The organism is Pseudoalteromonas sp. S2755, from assembly GCF_005886535.1.
Classification (GTDB): Bacteria; Pseudomonadota; Gammaproteobacteria; order Enterobacterales; family Alteromonadaceae; genus Pseudoalteromonas.
The window spans coordinates 18755-37718 of sequence record NZ_PNDS01000016.1 but is presented as its reverse complement, the minus strand read 5'-3'; the positions used below and the strand labels follow the sequence as shown (position 1 = coordinate 37718).

The 18964-nt window shown below is 42.5% G+C and carries 19 protein-coding genes and 2 pseudogenes; 16 read left to right on the top strand and 5 right to left on the bottom strand.

The features are described 5' to 3' along the window. Positions 1-940, bottom strand: a 940-nt coding sequence (locus CWC03_RS03480; protein WP_138580590.1) for a transposase, incomplete at its 3' end; no start/stop codon positions are given. Between the two features lie 123 nt (positions 941-1063). Here CWC03_RS03480 and CWC03_RS03475 point away from each other — a divergent pair. After that, the gene (locus CWC03_RS03475) at positions 1064-1354 is read left to right on the top strand and encodes a hypothetical protein (protein WP_138580589.1); all 291 of its coding nucleotides are present in this window, start codon (positions 1064-1066) and stop codon (positions 1352-1354) included. Positions 1355-1615: 261 nt separating this feature from the next. Next, the gene (locus CWC03_RS03470) at positions 1616-2044 is read left to right on the top strand and encodes a HEPN domain-containing protein (RefSeq protein ID WP_283234883.1); all 429 of its coding nucleotides are present in this window, start codon (positions 1616-1618) and stop codon (positions 2042-2044) included. A gap of 371 nt (positions 2045-2415) precedes the next feature. Here the strand turns inward: CWC03_RS03470 and CWC03_RS23955 are convergent. Then, a pseudogene (locus tag CWC03_RS23955) lies at positions 2416-2505 on the bottom strand (transposase); the annotation flags it as partial. Positions 2506-2633: 128 nt separating this feature from the next. Here CWC03_RS23955 and CWC03_RS03455 point away from each other — a divergent pair. The 6 genes from CWC03_RS03455 to CWC03_RS03430 are packed head-to-tail and all read left to right on the top strand — an operon-like array spanning position 2634 to position 7901. Further along, on the top strand, positions 2634-3668 hold the full coding sequence (locus CWC03_RS03455) for a sensor histidine kinase (protein ID WP_138580588.1): 1035 nt from the start codon (positions 2634-2636) through the stop codon (positions 3666-3668). Then, positions 3668-4369: a response regulator gene (locus CWC03_RS03450; protein WP_010373790.1), complete on the top strand. Its 702-nt coding sequence runs from the start codon at positions 3668-3670 to the stop codon at positions 4367-4369. The genes CWC03_RS03455 and CWC03_RS03450 overlap by 1 nt, the downstream gene beginning before the upstream one ends. A 20-nt stretch (positions 4370-4389) precedes the next feature. After that, entirely contained in the window at positions 4390-5046 is a 657-nt protein-coding gene (locus CWC03_RS03445; RefSeq protein WP_138580587.1) for a potassium channel family protein, read from the top strand. Beyond that, positions 5046-6416, top strand: a complete 1371-nt coding sequence (locus CWC03_RS03440) for a TrkH family potassium uptake protein (RefSeq protein WP_171040198.1) — start codon at positions 5046-5048, stop codon at positions 6414-6416. Before CWC03_RS03445 ends, CWC03_RS03440 begins: the two co-directional genes overlap by 1 nt. Before the next feature lie 19 nt (positions 6417-6435). Next, positions 6436-7467 carry a S66 family peptidase gene (locus CWC03_RS03435; RefSeq protein WP_249313935.1) on the top strand — a complete coding sequence of 344 codons (1032 nt, stop codon included), beginning with the start codon at positions 6436-6438 and terminating at the stop codon, positions 7465-7467. Further along, positions 7464-7901 carry a GNAT family N-acetyltransferase gene (locus CWC03_RS03430; protein ID WP_138580586.1) on the top strand — a complete coding sequence of 146 codons (438 nt, stop codon included), beginning with the start codon at positions 7464-7466 and terminating at the stop codon, positions 7899-7901. Before CWC03_RS03435 ends, CWC03_RS03430 begins: the two co-directional genes overlap by 4 nt. Before the next feature lie 16 nt (positions 7902-7917). Here CWC03_RS03430 and CWC03_RS03425 read toward each other — a convergent pair whose 3' ends face one another. Further along, positions 7918-8862, bottom strand: coding sequence for a bile acid:sodium symporter family protein (locus tag CWC03_RS03425; protein ID WP_138580585.1), 945 nt, complete (start codon positions 8860-8862; stop codon positions 7918-7920). Positions 8863-9119: 257 nt separating this feature from the next. Between CWC03_RS03425 and CWC03_RS03420 the strand changes: the two genes are divergently transcribed. Continuing rightward, positions 9120-9482 (top strand): DUF6176 family protein, encoded by a 363-nt coding sequence (locus CWC03_RS03420; RefSeq protein WP_138580584.1) that lies wholly within the window; start codon positions 9120-9122, stop codon positions 9480-9482. Positions 9483-9493: 11 nt separating this feature from the next. Here the strand turns inward: CWC03_RS03420 and CWC03_RS03415 are convergent, their stop codons facing one another. Next, positions 9494-10339 (bottom strand): EamA family transporter, encoded by an 846-nt coding sequence (locus tag CWC03_RS03415; RefSeq protein ID WP_138580583.1) that lies wholly within the window; start codon positions 10337-10339, stop codon positions 9494-9496. 397 nt (positions 10340-10736) lie between these two features. On the opposite strand from CWC03_RS03415, the gene CWC03_RS03410 reads away from it, so the two are divergent. The 5 genes from CWC03_RS03410 to CWC03_RS03390 all read left to right on the top strand — a co-directional run bounded on the left by CWC03_RS03410 (position 10737) and on the right by CWC03_RS03390 (position 15262). Further along, positions 10737-11108 carry a hypothetical protein gene (locus tag CWC03_RS03410; RefSeq protein WP_138580582.1) on the top strand — a complete coding sequence of 124 codons (372 nt, stop codon included), beginning with the start codon at positions 10737-10739 and terminating at the stop codon, positions 11106-11108. Between the two features lie 367 nt (positions 11109-11475). Next, positions 11476-11832, top strand: a complete 357-nt coding sequence (locus CWC03_RS03405) for a metalloregulator ArsR/SmtB family transcription factor (protein WP_240036229.1) — start codon at positions 11476-11478, stop codon at positions 11830-11832. 21 nt (positions 11833-11853) lie between these two features. Next, complete coding sequence (locus tag CWC03_RS03400) at positions 11854-12864, top strand: ArsJ-associated glyceraldehyde-3-phosphate dehydrogenase (RefSeq protein WP_138580581.1); 1011 nt, start codon at positions 11854-11856, stop codon at positions 12862-12864. Between the two features lie 6 nt (positions 12865-12870). Beyond that, positions 12871-14070 carry an organoarsenical effux MFS transporter ArsJ gene (arsJ, locus tag CWC03_RS03395; protein WP_138580580.1) on the top strand — a complete coding sequence of 400 codons (1200 nt, stop codon included), beginning with the start codon at positions 12871-12873 and terminating at the stop codon, positions 14068-14070. 94 nt (positions 14071-14164) lie between these two features. After that, positions 14165-15262 (top strand): hypothetical protein, encoded by a 1098-nt coding sequence (locus CWC03_RS03390; RefSeq protein WP_138580579.1) that lies wholly within the window; start codon positions 14165-14167, stop codon positions 15260-15262. Positions 15263-15298: 36 nt separating this feature from the next. On the opposite strand, the pseudogene CWC03_RS03385 reads toward CWC03_RS03390, so the two are convergent. Continuing rightward, positions 15299-16276, bottom strand: a pseudogene (locus tag CWC03_RS03385) (LacI family DNA-binding transcriptional regulator). 222 nt (positions 16277-16498) lie between these two features. Between CWC03_RS03385 and CWC03_RS03380 the strand changes: the two are divergent. Next, positions 16499-16726, top strand: coding sequence for a FeoA family protein (locus CWC03_RS03380; RefSeq protein ID WP_095729668.1), 228 nt, complete (start codon positions 16499-16501; stop codon positions 16724-16726). Positions 16727-16743: 17 nt separating this feature from the next. Continuing rightward, entirely contained in the window at positions 16744-18828 is a 2085-nt protein-coding gene (gene feoB, locus CWC03_RS03375) for a ferrous iron transport protein B (protein WP_138580578.1), read from the top strand. Positions 18829-18964: the final 136 nt, after the last annotated feature.

Here is an 18964-nt window from a genome sequence, read left to right as displayed (position 1 = left end):
TTGTCCGTCGTCGTTTTTGGAGTGTTTCACAGTAAGCGGTTATTGTTCGCTCTCTTCCAACCGCGCCGTGGAATACCCGAGAAAATTGCGTAGTGAGTTTTATCCAGTTTTCAGGCTCTATATTGAGTCGAGTGAGTATGGGTTGTGACTCAAAGATATAGCCTCGTTTGTCGGCGCGAATACATTGGCCTGTGAGTTCAACCAACTCATTATAGGATTTGAGCTCGAAAGGCAATCCTTTTGGCATATGTTTTCGTGGGCTGCCAGCAAAGCGTAGTAGGCTTCTTGGCTGATTACCCCGTTTAGCATGGTCGATGCGTTTTTTGATGCTGGTGTAGTCTGAGGTTTCAGGCGTTGTGGTAATTTTGGCTCGAATTGGGTTTAGGTCTACGTAAGCGAGGCAGGCAGCCAGTGCAGCTTCATCCAATAGTGCTTGGGATTTGAATCGTCCTTCCCAAAAACGGCCTGTACAATTATCTTCTTTATTTGCTCGGCGGGCGATGTCTTCGTTGAGTACCCGCATAAACCAGCTAATATCTGCGAGCCTTTCTTTGTACTTATCAACTAGCTCATTGAGTATCAATTGCTCCGATTCATTGAGTGGCTCACCTTCAATAAATTTTTGGCTTACCCAATTACCTTTAAACAGCTTGTGCCACCGTATCACAACTGCTTTATCCGACAGGCGCCTAGCCTTTTTATCATCAACATATAAAACAATGTGAGTGTGATTACTCATCACCGCATAAGCACAGATATCAATACAAAACACAGATCCCAACATCAATAGTTTCTCTTCAACCCAATCCCGGCGGTGTTCGTATGATTTTCCAGTAAATTTATCTTCACCGCACAGAAACGCACGCCTTACGCAACGGGAGATACAGTGATAGTATTTGGTGTCGGTTAAACTGATTTGTCTTTTACGGGCAGTTGCCATAGTTCAGTTTCCTCAGTCCTTTGAGTACAGAATTAAAGCTTAGGCAGTATCTTTGGAAGGTGCAAATTAGTGGTGGGTGTCAGCGATTTAAGCGCAAATTAGTGGTGGGTGTCAGCGATTAAAATGTCGAAAACTATAGATTATTTACTTCATATCCATACTCTTCCAGATGACCTGAAGAATGCTCTTAATAACCCTGAAGATTTCCTTTGGGGTACAGCGCAACTTTATTCTAAGTTGATCGAGACTAGGTATCTTTGGAAAGTCTGGCAAATAGATGAGTTTGGCGAATTATGGATTGAGGTCAATTTCATTGATAGTGACAGCAGCCCTAAGTTCGAGACACTCAAGATTGGTCCAGGCACATACTCTAAAGTAGAAAGTGAACCTTATCTGGTGCTAGTAGAGCCCTAATATTCGAATAACAAAGTGCTTCATCCGACCACCTACACTCCGCTCGCTTTGTGATGTACGCTACGCTATCACAAAGCGGCTCCATTCCGGCGTCGGCTGAGCACGGCGTTAGCCGCCATTGCATTCTGCAGGTTTTAAATGAAAGTTGATTTAAGAAAGTCTCCGTTACAAATGTTTAGCCGCCAGTTAGTGAGGTTAAAGTACGTACAGCATATTCAAAATGATTTGAACATCGAAACAACACGCAAGTTTGACAGCTAAATTAGATATCTAAACCAAACTTACGTGTTTCATTTGGTTGCGTATTGGCAAGATTTTGTTGAGTCTCTCGTGCGTCGAAAATTTACGGACATCAAGTCCTATAGCGGGTCTCATCCTTTAGATGATTTACTTGCTCAGAATGTTGAAAATAAACTGAAAAGGTTTAACACTCCCAATACAAAAAATATTGACCAATTACTTAAAGATGCTTTCGGATTAACGAAAGTTACGACTTGTTGGGATACTGATGATTTTTCACGTGTTCAAGCAAAGGAAAGGCTTGATGGAATCTTATTATCTCGGCATCAAATTGCGCATCGAGGGCTTACTTCAAGAGAATTAAGCTATGAATCGAACTTTGAAGACATGGAGTTCATTTTTGAGTTAGCTACTCTTCTTCAAAAAGCAGTTGATGATCATGCAATTTAATAGTGTCGGCTAACAAATAACTTGAAAGCGGATAAAATTGGAAACAATACAGACACCCACTGTTATCTATTCACCATAGTTACGGCAGTTTCGACTGAGAATTACAAACAAGTGTTCACCACTCATATCAAAAGTGTTTCTAAAATAAGCGAGTTTTTGGCGTTTACGTATTTCTCGACGTCAAAATCAGCTTATCGCGCACGGCATGGGGGAGGCTACGGTTAGCGCAGCTTGAGGCGTTATTGCTAAAGCCTTTATTTGGTCCAGCCAGCAAACGTTCACAATTTGCTAGGTTTGTGCGCAGTCGTTTTTTGAGTGTTTTACAATAAGTGGTCAACACTCGCTCTCGGCCATTCTTCAATGAATTTCTAAGTTATCCAGTTGCTTTTGAACAGCTTGTGCCAGCGTATCACAATGACTTTATCAGATATGCGCTTAGCCTTTTTATCATCAACATGCAAAAACCAACTTAAGAGATAAACAGGCTCTTGTGCTAAATAACCTCAAGCTAAGTAAATTTTACGCAAATTATACGGCAACGAAATTTCGACAAGGATAGAATAAAGACATAGCGCAAGTTGGAGTCACTATGTTTTCCGAGAATGGATTTATTGCCAAGAACGAGTATCTCGTTAGTTTACTGGTTTTGCTATTAACCAGTGCTTTTGCTGTTATCTTAGACTCGCTGTTACATTCGGCGATCAGTGTATTGTTGGTATTGCAGTTGGGCGTTGTTGTTGTTTCTCTCATCGCAAAACGTTGGATGGCACTGGGAGTGGCGATTGCTAGCAGTTTAGTGTTCAACTTCTTCATCACAGAGCCCAGATACACGCTTCATATGAATAATACCGAAGACGTGGTCAATTTAGTGGTATTTATCGCGGTGGCATTAGCTACCAGCTATTTATCGAGCTATATCAAAGAGCAAAAGCAGCTGCTTTTAGTTGCGAATGTACGCTCCAATATCTTGTTGTCGGTTTCTCATGATTTACGTACACCGCTCGCTGCGGTGATGGGCGCGCTCGAAACGCTAGAAACCTATCATGATAAGTTAGACCAAGATGAGCAAAACGAGTTGTTGGGATCGGCACGCTCTGAAAGCCACCGTTTGTTTCGCTATATCGAAAATATCTTGCAAGCCACCAAGTTACAGCATCAGGGAGATGAGCTTTCACTTTTTAAGCAACCAACATCAATTGATGTATTGATTGATAACGTCATTTTGCGGCTAGGTGCGCCATGCGTCTCGAGAATGCCACAGAACATGAGCCCAATTCTCACGATACAAGCTGCACTCATTGAACAAGCCCTGTTTAACTTAATCGAAAATGCAGTCACCTTTAGTCCCGATGGAGAGCGGGTTGAGATTTCCTTTGGAGAAACGCAGCAAGCGTTGTTGATATTTATTCAGGATAATGGTCCCGGGATCCCCGTCGCTCGACAAAAAGAAGTCTTTAGCGCCTTTAGCTCGTTTCGACAAAGCGTCAGTAAAGACGGTGGCAGTGGCTTAGGGCTGAGTGTGGCGAGAGGTATTATTCGTGCGCACGGCGGTGATATTCGCATTTTGCCGACGACGCAAGGCTGCACAATGGAAGTTAGTTTGCCAAAAGAGGAGGCGCATTGATGACCCACACCATTCTATTGATTGACGATGAAGAAGAGATCCGTCGTTTTATCCGCTTAGCATTAAAAGCTGAAGGGCTGAATTATGTGGAAGCCAGCACCGGGAAGGAAGCCATGTCGGTGCTAAAAGGTGAGCTGCCAGACTTGGTGATCTTAGATCTTGGGCTACCAGATTTTGATGGGTATAGCATTTTGAAGAAGATCCGAGAAACCAGCAAGCTACCTGTATTGATCTTAACTGCACGAGATCAAGAGGCCGAGAAGATTAAACTGCTGGAGGGCGGCGCAAACGACTACCTGACGAAGCCTTTTAGCATCAAAGAGCTGGTGGTGCGCGTCAAAGTGCTATTACGAGATTTAGTACCGAACAAACGCTTGCTTGCCATTGACTATGGCAAGTTGATGATAGATTTACAAAAGCATCAAGTCATTATGGATAACGCACCATTAGCACTGTCGAAAAAGGAATTTGCACTACTTAGTATGCTTGCGCAAAGAGCACAAGAGTTAGTCAGTCAGCAAACCTTATTAAAGCAAATTTGGGGCGAAAGCCATGTCGAAGATAGTCATTATTTACGGATTGTGGTCAGCCAGTTACGTAAGAAACTCAGTGACGATGCTGCCACACCAAAAATTATAGAAACTGAGCCCGGGGTTGGTTATCGGTTTTTACTTTTACCGCTCAATAAGCATTTCTCATAACGGAGTATATAGAGGTTGTTATGGCACAATTTGTAGTTATTGGTTTAGGTCGATTTGGTTTTGCGGCTTGTTTGGAATTAAAACGACTTGGAAACAAAGTGATAGGGGTAGATAGTCGCGAACGTGTGGTGAACCAAGTTGTTGAGCATATTGATTATGCCACCTCTTTGGATGCGACCGATGAAACGGCATTACGCCAGCTGGATATTACAAGAAGCAAAGCGGTACTGGTCGCCATTGGTGAAAACCTAGAAGCGAGCATTTTATGTGTACTGTCGCTAAAGAACTTAGGCGTTGAGCAAATTTGGGTTAAGGCCAGCTCAGAAGCGCATCATACAATTTTATCTCGTTTAGGCGTAACACGTGTGATCCACCCTGAAGAAGAAATGGGGATCAAGGTTGCACAAGCACTGAATTACCCTATGGTCAATCAATATATGCAGTTGGGACATGGCTTTTATATGGTGGAAGTCATCGTGAATAAATTAAGCTGCGGGCAGTCTTTGGCAACCCTATTAAAGCGTGCAAAGGGCGAAATCAAGGCTGTGTTAGTGCAGCGCGGTAAAACGTGTTATACCAATCCGGCAGAGTCATTTTTGATCAACGAAGATGATAAAGTGATCCTCAACGGTCAGTTAAAAGCGTTAAATTCTATCGCGCTAAAACTGGAGGCGTAATGAAAACATGGAGCCCCCATTATTTCCCCTATTCAAATAGTAAGCTCAAAGCCCGCAAAAAGCCGCTGAGGCTAAGTCCCCCTGCAGTTCTGTTTATAGGGTTTTGTGGGCTGATAGCTTTAGGTACTATGTTGCTGCTACTACCGATAGCACACACCCAAGACATCAAAGTGATGCAAGCGCTATTTACTGCAACTTCCGCGGTAACGGTAACAGGGCTTGCCGTATTGAGTACGCCACATGATTTTACCACCTTTGGTCATCTCGTAATTGCTAGCCTTATTCAAATCGGTGGACTTGGTTTTATGACCATTACGGTTGTAGTGCTGCGGGGGATGGGGCAGCAAATGGACATTAGTAAACAACTGATCGCAAAAGAAAGCTTTGGCATAGCTCGGTTTGACCAGTTGGTTGATACAGCCAAATGCGTGTTAGTTTATGCACTGATCATCGAATCGATTGGGTTTACCATTTTACTTGCTCATTGGTATCAAACGCTACCGCTGGGTGATGCGATAATGCAAAGCTTCTTCTACACCATTTCGGCTTTTAACAATGCGGGATTTGCACTGCATGATGACAGCCTAACCAGCTTTCGTGGTGATTGGGTCGTTAATCTTGTGATATCGGGGTTATTTGTGATTGGCGGACTTGGATTTGTGGTGCTGATGGATGTAGTGAAAAGGCGCCGTTGGAGCCGGTTTGGATCTGCTACTAAGTTAGTGTTGATAGCAACTGCGGTGTTAAATGTGCTGGCATTTAGCTTATTTTGGCTTTTTGAAGTAAATAACCCAGAGACCCTTGGAAATTTACCATTGTCTGAGCAAGTGATCACTGCCTGGATGCAAGCCGTGACGCCACGTACAGCGGGCTTTAACAGTATCGATTTTGCGCTGGTGAATGATGAAAGTACCGTACTGACCATTTGGTTAATGATAATAGGCGGCGGCTCTATGAGTACGGCCAGTGGTCTTAAAATAACCACGGTTGTGGTGCTATTGATGGCAACTTACGCTTATCTGAGACGCCGGGGGCAAGTTGCTATCGGACACAGACAGATCTCGCCTGAAACGGTATTTAAGGCGCTTAGCCTCACCGTGGTGTACTTTTTTACCGTGACGCTCGCAACCCTTATTTTGACGATCACCGAGCAGGCAAATTTAACGGATATCACTTTTGAAGCGGTATCGGCATTAGGCACGGTTGGCTTGTCTCGAGGGATCACTAGCTCATTGTCTGAACCCGGTGAAGCGGTAATCATATTTTTAATGCTGATTGGACGCTTGGGGCCGTTAACCTTTTTATACTTAATCGCTCGCCCGAAACGGGAGAATTTAAAGTATGCAAAAGCGGAAATTCAGGTAGGATAAGCAAAAAATAACGGAAATCATGATGAAGTATCCCAAGCCGTTAAAAGCGGGTAGTAAAATTGCGATCACGGCATTCTCAGCGGGCGTACCTGCTGCTATGCACGCGAGATTAGACAACGCTTTGGATTATCTCGCGCAACAAGGTTTTGAACTCGTGGTTGGTGAATGTCTGCGAGACAACCACAACTACGTTAGCGCGGATGTCGAAACCCGTGCGAATGAGCTTATGGCGTACTTACTCGATGACACAATAGACGCGATTATGCCGCCATGGGGCGGTGCAATTGCAATGGATTTACTGACATTACTTAATTGGGAAAAGTTGGCGCATGCTCAGCCAAAATGGCTCATCGGTTTCTCTGATGTCAGCACTTTGCTGAGCGCAGTGACTTGTAAACTAGGCTGGGCAAGCGTACATGCAACTAACCTTATGCAATTAAATGTCCATCAACAAGACCCTTTAACGGTAGGGCTTTTTGACCATTTGAGGCGTGCGCCTAATGACTCTTTTACACAGTTTCCCTCGACACATTTTGAAGCTGAGCCACTCAATTTTGTTGATCTTCCCGATGCTGGATTTAACTTGTCCGCGAGGACTCAATGGCGTATTTTGGCCAATGGAAATCATCGGCAGCAGTTTGCTGGTCGATTATTAGGCGGCTGTTTGGATATTCACATGTTATTGGCTGGTACGGAATATTTTGATCTGGACGCTTTTTCACAGGCGCACCCTGATGAGTCGATTATCTTATATTTTGAAAATGGCGAAATGCCGCCAGCGGCATACTATCGTGCGCTGCAAAGTATTAAATTACGAGGTTGGTTTTCGAAAGTCGCTGGAGTTTTGATTGGTCGAAATCCAGAGCCACTAGCAAAAGATAGCGACTGGACGCACGTAGATGCATTGCAAAACGTCTTTACTGGTTGCGATTTCCCTGTGCTATACGATGTGGATATAGGTCATCAAGCGCCGAATTTAACGCTTATTAACGGCGCTTATGCCGAAGTGACTGCTGGCGATACATTTTCAATTACACAGACATTAATATGAATCTAGAATATAAAGTCGGTTCGATAGATGACCTCCTCGCAATAGAAATCCAAACTCCTGAATTTGCCACACCAAGAAAGGGTGAGGAAGTCGTAGACAAACTGCGAGATAAACAACATTTATTGCTGGTGGCGTACGCTCAAGGTAAGCCTGTAGGATATAAATTGGGCCACGAACTGCCAAATAACGAGTTTTATAGCTGGTTAGGCGCGGTCATCCCCGAATATCGCGGCAAAGGTATTGCCAAGCAGCTGTTGGTGATGCAAGAAACTTGGTGCAAAGCGCAAGGCTATAGCGCCATTAGAGTAAAGTCGAGAAACCTATTCAAAAACATGCTATTGATGCTAATAAGCCGCGATTACCAGATTGTAAAATGTGAACAAATCAACGGCTCATCGGATTGCAAAATTCACTTTTATAAGCAATTACAATAAAGCCTAGCATTTGATATTAGGCTTTATTGTTACAAGATGAGTTGGTGGCGCTTCGTCTCCATATTCCTGCTAATATCGAGCCGCTGACATTATGCCAAATAGAAAATAGGGTGCCTGCAACGGCCGCGGCAGGAGTAAAGAACTTCATAGCAAGCGCAACAGCAAGCCCCGAGTTCTGCATTCCTACTTCATAGGCCATGGTGCGACATACCCTCTCGTCAAAACCGAGCTGTTTTGGAATGAAATAGCCCAAAAGTAGCCCTGTAGTATTGTGCAGGATCACTGCAACCAGCATAACGAGCCCGATGCTTTCAAGTTTAGGTTGATTAAGAGCAACGATCACCGCAATGATAAAAACGATTGAAAGCATTGAAAGTAAAGGCAGTATAGGGGTTGTTTTGATAACAGAATGCGCCAGCGGCTTGGCAAGCAAGGTATTGAAAGCAACGCCCACAGCCACAGGAAATAGCACAATCTTTAGCAGGCTCGTCAACATATCATAAAACTGAATATCAACCATCTGGCCTATCATCAATGTGGTAATCAGTGGCGTTAAGAACACGCCGAGTAAAGTACTAATCGCGGTCATAGAAATCGATAACGCGACATCTCCTTTGGCGAGATAACACAAAACGTTACTTGCCGTGCCGCCAGCAACCGTGCCCACTAAAATCATACCAATTAGTAGGTCGGTTTCTAGGTTCATTGTAGTTGCAATCAAGTAGGCAACACTCGGCATCACTGTAAATTGAAGCAGCACGCTAACACAAATGGCTGCTTTGTTGTCGAGTACGCGTAAAAAGTCTTTTGTAGTGAGGGTCAAACCCATTGTCAGCATGATCAACATTAATAACGGAATAATACCGCTTTTAAATGCGCTAAATAGAGTTGGAAAAAGATAGGCGGTTACTGAGCAAATAATGGCCCAAAGAGGGAATAGTTGTACGATTCTTGTCATCATATTTTTACTTTATTTTTCTCTAGATATTAACGAAATTTTCGTCAAACACCTAACTCCAGAGATCTGGCTCATGGGCGTTAATGGTTATCTTAGGTAAAACAGCTTGTTACATTTTACTAATTTTATAGTTGGGCCCGTTTGAGGGAATTAGGTATAGTCGTTACTACAAAATGATAAGTAGAGAATAGGAATAAAAAATGAAGGAAGGTATGCTCAGTACCAAAATGGTTAAAGGTTGGAGGCGTTAATCTTATTTCATGGAAACAAAACTGTTAAAGATAAAATTAAACTTGAATACTCGTCCTCAAGTGGATGAATTACTTGCTTATATGCAGGATAATATCGCGTTTCCGAGAGAAGAGATGCGGCAGAAAGGCTACTTTTGGGATTCCGTATTTTTTGCTGAAGAAGGCGGAAGAGACTATCTTTATATTGTAATAAAGTCTGAAGACTTTAGCTGTATTATGATGGATGAATCTGAGCTAATTTGTACACCTTTTCGTGAAGTGTATGAGCGCTTTAGGAAAACATGTTGGTCAACAGAGCCATATCAAGATATCGAAGCGTTGGCGTGTTTCAATTCACACATGGAGTTTGACTCTGTCGAACCTGGTAAATAAGTAACAAAGGGTTATACTTTTGCACCGCTTTTACTATAGAGCAACGCAGCAAAAATAATGACACTGCCAATACCAAGGCGAACGAGGTCAGCTTCTCGGTTCCAAATCAGCAAATTGACAATGATCCCAGCAGGGATCAGCACATTGTTCATTACCGCGAGTTCACCCACCGAGACACGGGTCAGGCCTAAGTTCCATACGTAATATCCTACGCCTGAAGCAATCAAGCCTAAATAAATCAGTATTCCCCATTGTAGGTTAGTACTTGGGAGCTGCTGGGTGTTGCCGAATAGCATAAATCCAATGGCGAGCACTAAAGAGGCGCCAATAAAGAAAAAACCGAAGCTTTGATGGTGTACCAGCTGGTAATGGTTACTTAAGCGTTTGTAACTTACTTGGCCTATCGCAAAGCAAAGGTTTGCGCCTTGCACTAGTAGCAAGCCAAAAAGGTAGTCGCTAGTAAGCTCAGTAAATCTAATAGTGATTGCACCAACAATAGCAATGAGTGCAGACAGCAAGAAAGTGGCGTTGAACGAGCGGTTTAGTAAGTCATTGAGTGCAGTAATATAGATGGGTGTCATCACAGTGAATAGCAACACTTCAGGTACGCTTAGGTATAAAAAAGAATGATAGTAAAAGCCATACATCAGGCCAATCTGCACTGCACCGATTGCCATTAGCTTGATTATCAACTCTTTATTCACCGAGTTCACTTTCAAAAAGGGAATGAACACAATTGCTGCAAGCAAGGTTCTAGATAAAGCGCTAAACCAAGCATCGACTTGGCCTGCCAGATAGACACCAATCAAAGAGAACGAGAACGCCCAAAGTAAAGTAACAATCCAAAGTAATGGCATAGACAATTCGTTGTAGTTTTTGATCTCCCGATTGTATCACGAGCTTCGCAGAAATAGACCATTCGGAAAAAACGATGATAATAATCATTATAATGTGATTTTAATTTATGATTATTCACATAGAATAGCTTCCGTATTCACACTTACATCCCTTCATTGTTTTACCCATGATGTGTTTGGCCGCCGCTGCGGCCTTTTTTCTTAAATCGATCATTTCTTACGTAGCCGATTTATTGCTTAAATCATCTAATGAACCTGATCTAATTGCTATTCTTTATTTTTTGTAAATTTTGAGTTTGTTTGAGTTAAAAAATTGAAATTTTTATTTTTGTTGTGTAGTTTATTTTTTAACCAAGGCGTCTTGGTTGATACTGAAAATACATTAAAGGAAATAATAATGAAAACAACATTAATAGCTTCAGCACTCGTTTTACTCGGTACATTGTCACTTGGTTCTCAGGCAGCTGATTTACGATGCTCTTTGAATGTTAAATCAGGCGGAAACGTATGGGGAAATGGAAGTAATCACTGCTCTGGACTGGACTTTTCTTTTGGTAATTCGACTACTGGCAAATTTTACATTGCTAACGCGTCAAAAACGATCAGTAAAGTGATTTGGAATGGTGATGCGAGCTGTTCAGGCGGTACAACATGTAATATGACTATTCGCGCTTATCGCCAGTACAATGCTTCAGCAACTATTCTATACACTGACGGTACTTACGAGACAACAAACTCTGCTCATATTGATTATGAGACAGGTCATTAATTAACCGCCATACAGCGAGAGACCTTCTCTCGCTGCAAGCGTTTAATTTTTGCTCTTATACTTCTTCTCACCTTAACCAGAGATCAAGCAGTTAATGGTTCAGTAATTTCTCTATTTTTTCCGGCCTCAGGGGAAAGTACTTTTCATTGCTTTTAACTGGTCTACAGACGTACTTAGGTTATATCACGGTATAACGGGTCCGACAGAGCCTTTTTCTCACTTTGAAAAATTGATTCAAATTGTCGTTTATTCATAAATACACGGAGTATTTCGGTTTCTCTAATCGAAAATGAAGAAAAATCGGTTTGACACCATACAAATATTGCATAACAATACTGTTATATAATAACTTTATTATGTATGGATGATGCAGCTTTCACCTCTTCAATTTTATAAATCTCTAGCAGATGAGATCCGCTTAAAAACGCTTGCCATGTTAATGCTAGAAGGTGAGTTATGTGTTTGCGAGCTAATGGTCGCGCTTGAACAAGATAGCCAACCCAAAGTTTCACGACATTTGGCTCAGCTCAAGAAAGCAGAGATCGTGTGTGATCGTAAGCAAAAGCAATGGGTATTTTATTCCATAAACCCAAGGCTGCAGCCATGGATGAAAGCGGTGATAGAAGCAACCGTGGTTAATCAACCAGAATACATTGAGGTAGAGTTGGGAAGACTCAATATGATGGGTGAGCGCCCAACACGTATGGTGGCTTGCTGTAACTAATAATTAGATTTTGGAATGCTTATGAAGATTAAAGTTGGAATTAATGGTTTTGGGCGTATGGGGCGCTTAGCGCTTCGAGCAAGTTTCGATTGGCCTGAGCTTGAGTTTGTACAAATTAACGATCCTGCGGGCAACGCCGAGACACTTGCCCATTTATTGGAGTTTGACTCGGTGCATGGCAAGTGGGCACACGCAGTTTCTCATCAAGATGACCATATCATAATAGCTGGTCATCAGTTATCGGTAACCCAAAATAAAGACATTGCTGATACTGACTGGTCACAATGCGATGTAGTTATAGAAGCCTCTGGTAAAATGAAAACCAAAGCTCTACTACAACAATATTTAGATCAGGGTGTTAAAAGGGTTGTCGTTACTGCACCAGTCAAAGAAGACGGCGTGCTAAATATAGTGATGGGTGTGAATGAGCATATTTATGATGAACAGCCACATGAAATAGTGACTGCAGCATCTTGTACTACAAACTGTTTAGCACCTGTTGTTAAAGTACTACAAGACAAAATAGGTATTAAGCATGGCTCAATGACCACAATCCATGATATCACCAATACGCAAACCATTTTGGATGCGCCACATAAGGATTTACGCCGCGCGAGAGCCTGTGGCATGAGTTTAATTCCGACAACAACTGGTTCAGCGACTGCAATCACCCATATTTTTCCAGAATTAAAAGGTAAGTTAAATGGCCACGCTGTTCGTATCCCATTGGCGAATGCATCCTTAACAGACTGTGTGTTCGAGGTCGAACGGCCAACCACAGTAGAAGAGATTAATCACTGGATGGAGCAAGCTGCTGCTACTGAGCTTAAAGGAATTTTAGGATATGAATCACGGCCTTTAGTTTCTATCGATTATAAAACAGATCCGCGCTCTAGCATCGTGGATGCTTTGTCGACCATGGTGGTTAATGGTACTCAGGTTAAATTATACGTGTGGTATGACAACGAGTGGGGTTATGCAAATCGTACCGCGGAATTAGTACGCAAAGTTGGTTTATCGTTAGGCGAATAAAACATTATGCAGCTGAGCACCTTACCTCAAGATATCAAGCAATACCTTATTGTGACAGGTAACTATTGGGCGTTCACCTTGACTGATGGTGCGCTCAGAATGTTGGTGGTACTTTACTTTCATCAATTGGGTTATAACCCGCTTGAAATCGCCATGCTATTTCTCTTTTATGAAATTTTTGGTGTTGTCACCAATTTAATTGGAGGCTGGCTTGGTGCACGTATTGGCTTAAACCGCACTATGAATATTGGCTTAGGCTTACAAATAGCTGCATTATTGATGTTAGTTGTACCAACGCACTGGCTAAGCGTACCTTACGTTATGACTGTGCAGGCGCTTTCTGGTATCGCCAAAGATCTTAATAAAATGAGTGCCAAAAGTGCGATAAAGGCCATTGTAAAATCGGGTGAAGAAGGCACGCTATTTAAATGGGTTGCAATACTTACTGGCTCTAAAAATGCACTAAAAGGCGTCGGTTTTTTTCTTGGGGGGTTGTTGCTTACCTTACTTGGATTTACCGGCGCGATGTGGTTGATGGCAATCATGTTGCTATTAGTTTGGCTATTTAGCCTGATCAGCTTAAAAAGCGATTTAGGTAAGGCTAAAAGTAAACCCAAATTTAGTGATGTATTTTCAAAAAGCCGAGCAATTAATATTTTGTCTGCTGCGCGATTGTTTTTATTTGCCGCGCGGGATGTTTGGTTTGTGGTTGCGCTTCCGGTCTTTTTATCACAGCAGTTCGGTTGGGATCATTGGTGGGTTGGTGGGTTTATGGCTACTTGGGTTATCGGTTATGGCATCGTGCAATCAACAACACCTAGATTTATTAGTCGTGATAAGTTTGCATCAGCACCAAGTAAAGTCAGTAGATGGGCGTTATATTTAGCGGCTATTCCGCTGTTGATTGCTATCTCACTTCAAGCACAGCTCTGGACAAGCTTAGCGGTAGTCGTTGGACTTTTGCTCTTTGGTATTGTGTTTGCTATCAATTCATCTCTTCATAGTTACCTCATTGTAAGTTTGGCTGATAGTGATGGAGTGTCACTTGATGTTGGCTTTTATTATATGGCGAACGCTATTGGGCGACTAATTGGTACAGTACTATCAGGTTGGATCTTTTTGGAGTATGGCTTGGCGGCTTGTTTAGTAATATCTTGTATATTCTTAATCACAGCAGGACTGATTTCAAACAAAATTGTTAGGTAAATGTGTTTGCTTGTGAATATTCTTGTTCCTTATATGGTTTCATGCTTTACTAATCTGGATTTATTCAGCTGACTATATATTAAGGAGAATATAAGTGAATAAATACCTGTCAGTTTCGAGTTTGGTGCTAGCGGCTATATTAACTTTAACTAAGGTTGCTACAGCTGAAGCTTCAGCCAGAGAAATGTATGATTCGGAATTATATTATACATGTGATGCAAGTAACGCTGAAAACTTTGCTAAAAAGTATCTGCCAGTACTGACGTGTTATGAAAATGAAGGAGTAATTGGTAGAGAGCACATCCAAGAATGTTGCTCTGATACTAAAGAAGTCTCAATTATCAATGCAAACTCGAAGCTGAAGTGGCTTTATAAGTTATGGCATGCTAATCAAGGAGGGGTTAGTGCGGAAATGGAGCTTCTAAGTCAAATTTTACCTGTACCAAATCATGCAAATGCATTAGCGGACGAGTTAATCAAGTCTTATGATGCTTGGGGCCGAGCAACAACGATAGTTTCCCAAGAGTATAATTCATCAAGTATGCAATCTACGCTGGCTATCGATACTAGCACTAGCCGCCAGCAAACGTTATCTGAAAATAACTGTGAAAATGAAGCTATTACCCGAGCTGCGAAACTCGCTTTCGACGATAGGACAAGAACGACTCTACGAAGACGTGCGGAAAATGAATTAATTGAAAAATATGGTAGCTTAGGGGCGGCATTTGAGACTACTCGTGTTACTCAGTTTGGCTTTAAGATAGGTTTGGGAGGTGTTGGATTTAAAGATCAAGTAGAGTATGTACCGCGAAGAAGAATGATAGATATAGAGTTTCATGATGCACTGAATGGCAACCATAGAGTGGTATATAATTTAGAGTTTAGTGATGATATCCGCATGGATTTAAATAAAGACATGACGACATTCGCAGGAATAACCGTGCGCTATTTAAGAGAGAGTCCTGCAAGCCTCAATCAAGTATCGAATTGTGTTCTTGAGACGCTTAATATATATAGAAAAGCGAGTGTGAAAAGTAGTGATACTTCAGGTGGTGGGATTGACTTACCGCCGGCTACTGGGCGATATCCAAGTCGCAGTTCTGGTGGAGGTCAAGGTGGAGAGTTTTGTATATGGACATTCTATGAACCTTGGGGAGAGGTGCTTTTCGAAATGGAAGGTATGTGTCCGTAAGGAGCTTCTCGTATTTAAGTATTTAGCTTGGGGCAATTAACAGCTTTGCCCCATTTTTAAGGTATAGCCAAGCATAACTTTATCACCGCTTTTATCTAAGAAGAGTTTGGCAGCTTCTCGGCCTTTTTCTTCACTATTTTGATGAATGGTAGTTAGGCTGAGGCTAAAGCGTAGCGCTTCATCAACGCCATCAAAACCAACGACTTTAAGCTCCTGCGGTATCTTTACACCAAGTTTTTTGGCTTCTCTTAACAGCGGTAGTGCAATTAAGTCACTCATACACAGTACGGTATTAGGCCTTGGTGAGAGGTTAAGTAGTTCTTTTGCGGCGATATTTTCAAACCTTTCGCTGCTTTCAGGAATATTCCACACTCGGTCTTCGCCAAGTGTTAATCCACGCTCTTCAATGGCTTTGAGATATCCGCTATAACGCTGATGCGCAATAGAAGTCTCTAAGTCTATTAGGCTTTGCTCGTATACGCGTCATAGCAAATCGGTGTCTAATAATCTCAAACCAAAAATAGCAACATCACTATCTTCGCTCAGCGCTTTACTTGCTACATCAAAGGCGGCTTGTTGGTTGTCGATATTAATACTGGCATGTGCGGGCAAATCAAAGTCAACCGTCACAACCTGTTTGCTAACATTCGCAAGATGCTCAATTAACTTGGGATTACGCGGGCGGCCATAACAAATTAAGCCGTCGACGAAATCGACAATGTCTCCGACATTATCTGCTGTGCCTGAGAACAAGAGTAGGTTAATATGCTGAGCTTCTAAAACGCTTGCAACTCCTCGCATAAAGCTACTTGCAACGGGATCAGATACCATATATTCAACGCTATCGGGTAGTACCAGCGCGACAATGTTAAACGAGCCCTTCCGCAGCGATTGGGCTGCCTTGTTAGGCCCAAAATAACCCAATTCTTTACAGGCTTTTAGGATTTCTTCTCGTTTGGATTTAGAGAGTTGATCTGGTCTGTTAAAAGCATTCGATACAGTTGCATTTGACACACCTAATTCCGCCGCAAAGCTTTTGAGCGTCCATTTTTTTATCGTTACTCATTGGCAGGACCCCTTAATACAGTCAGGCATATGGCAATGGTTTAGTCCATCTTAACTAGTAAACACCTTAAATAACAAGTAATAATAGTTTATTATCTCAATCTGGTTTAAAGAAAATAGCTGATGGGGTATGATGCGCCATACTTTTATTGCAAATTGTTCTCATAATCAATGACATTAGATAAACTTTCCAAAAATAGCGCAGCAACCATCACTTCTCTTACCCATCCAGATACTGCGTTATTAAGTCGAATAATGGCACTTGGAATTATTCCCGGTGAGCAAATAAAAGTCATTAACGTCGCACCACTTGGATGCCCGATACAAGTGAAAATTGGCGATACCTTTGTGAGCGTGCGTAAGGCCGACGCACAGTTCGTTGAAATTGAAGTTTTATAGTTATAAAGGGCTCACGTATGAAAATTGCGTTAGTGGGCAACCCGAACTGCGGGAAAACCACATTATTTAATCGCCTGACCGGCTCTAAACAAAAAGTAGGGAATTGGCCAGGGGTAACTGTCGAGAAAAAGTTCGGCTATTTTGCTTTAGAAAACACAAACGTAGAATTGGTAGATTTACCCGGTCTCTATAGCATGGAGCAAATTGAGCCAAGCCAAGATGAGCAAATCGCGTGTGACTTCCTAAAGCAAAATGAAGCCGATGTCATCATTAACATCGTGGATGCCGCTAACTTACAGCGAAATCTAGTATTAACTTCTCAGCTGAAAGAGTTAGGTAAACCAATTCTCGTTGTTGCAAATATGGTTGATGTTGCAACTCAGCGCGGGAGAACGCTAGATTTAAAAAGACTCTCTGAGCAGTTAGGGTTACCTGTAGTGCCTTTCCACGGCGCTAAAGGTACAGGGCAAGAAGCGTTGCTGGAACAACTCGCGCAGATCACGCGTTTTCCAAAAGCACCTGTGGCGACAAACACCGAAAGCGCCAGCAGCGATCCCCTCGAAAAAGCGGTTGCTCGTCACCAAGCAGTAAAAAAATTGGCTGATGGCGTAAGTATCATTACGCCAAAACGTGCAGATACAACAGAAACACTTGATAAAATCGTGCTCAATCGTTGGCTTGGCGTGCCTATTTTCTTAGCCATGATGTATTTAATGTTTACTATTGCGGTTAATGTTGGTGCTGTTTTTATCGACTTTTTTGACATCGCCGTGGGCGCTTTACTCATCGATGGTGTAAAAATCCTGCTGGCAGATATTGGCGCACCTCAATGGCTGGGTGTGTTATTGGCTGATGGTTTTGGTGCGGGTATTCAATTAGTGGCGACCTTCATCCCTGTTATTGCGGTGCTGTATCTGTGCTTATCCATTTTGGAAGACAGTGGATATCTTTCTCGGGCCGCGTTTGTGATTGACCGTTTGATGTCCTCTATTGGTTTACCCGGCAATGCTTTTGTTCCTTTGATCGTTGGATTCGGCTGTAATGTGCCTGCGGTAATGGCGTCAAGAACGATGGGCCGAGAGTCTGATAGATTACTGACGATTATTATGGCGCCATTTATGTCTTGCGGCGCGCGTTTGACGGTATATGCGTTATTTGCTGCGGCTTTCTTTCCAACGAACGGAGCTAATGTTGTTTTTGGTCTGTATTTGCTTGGCATAGTGGTTGCGGTAGGTTCTGGCTTTTTATTTAGAAAGCAAGTATTCAAAACACAAAAATTACCCTCGTTTACCGAGATGCCTGCGTATCATATGCCAATTTGGCGCAATATTTTCATCACTACTTGGCAGCGCCTGAGCGGCTTTATCAAACGTGCTGGCAAAACAATTGTCATGGTAGTTATTTTACTCAGTGCATTAAACTCGATTGGTACAGATGGCTCGTTTGGCAATGAGAATACAGATAAGTCACTTTTGGCGAAGGTTGCACAAGTAGTTACGCCAGTCTTTGAACCAATTGGGTTAAAAGAAGAAAACTGGCCTGCTACGGTTGGAGTTGTGACTGGTATGTTCGCCAAAGAAGCTATCGTCGGTACTTTGGACGCGCTTTATACCGGTGCTGCAGATGAAGGTGGGGAGTTTTCATTGTTGGCTTCGTTAAAAGAAGCGCTGATGACGATAGTGGACAATAGTCAAGATCTTATTGCAAACCTTGGTGATCCGTTAGGACTTAACGAATTAGAGTCAGGCGCTGAAAGTGGCACTGCGCTACTCACCGCAATGGCCGCGAAATTTAATGGTCAAATCGGTGCATTTAGTTATCTTGTCTTTATCTTGCTCTATACTCCTTGTGTAGCGGTATTAGGTGCAATTAAACGGGAATCAGGCGGTAAGTGGATGTGGCTTGTTATTGGCTGGACGACCTCAATTGCTTACATCATGGCGACTTTAGTCTACCAAGCTAGCCAGTTAAGCACCTCGCCAACGAGTGCTTCGCTTTGGATTGTGGCGATGTTGTTATTTGGATTTGCGTGGTGGAAAGGGTTGTCTCGACTTGGTAATAGACTCAATCAACCGCCAACCTATCAAATAAACTTAGGTTAGTTATTAAAAGCTTGGTTACCGGCGCTTAGAGCGCCGTTTTTTATGTGTGGTATCAAGCAAAAAAAAAGCAGTGTTAACTGAGTCAACACTGCCAACAACTCTAAATCAATCAAGGGGAGTCTTCGTAAAGGAGATT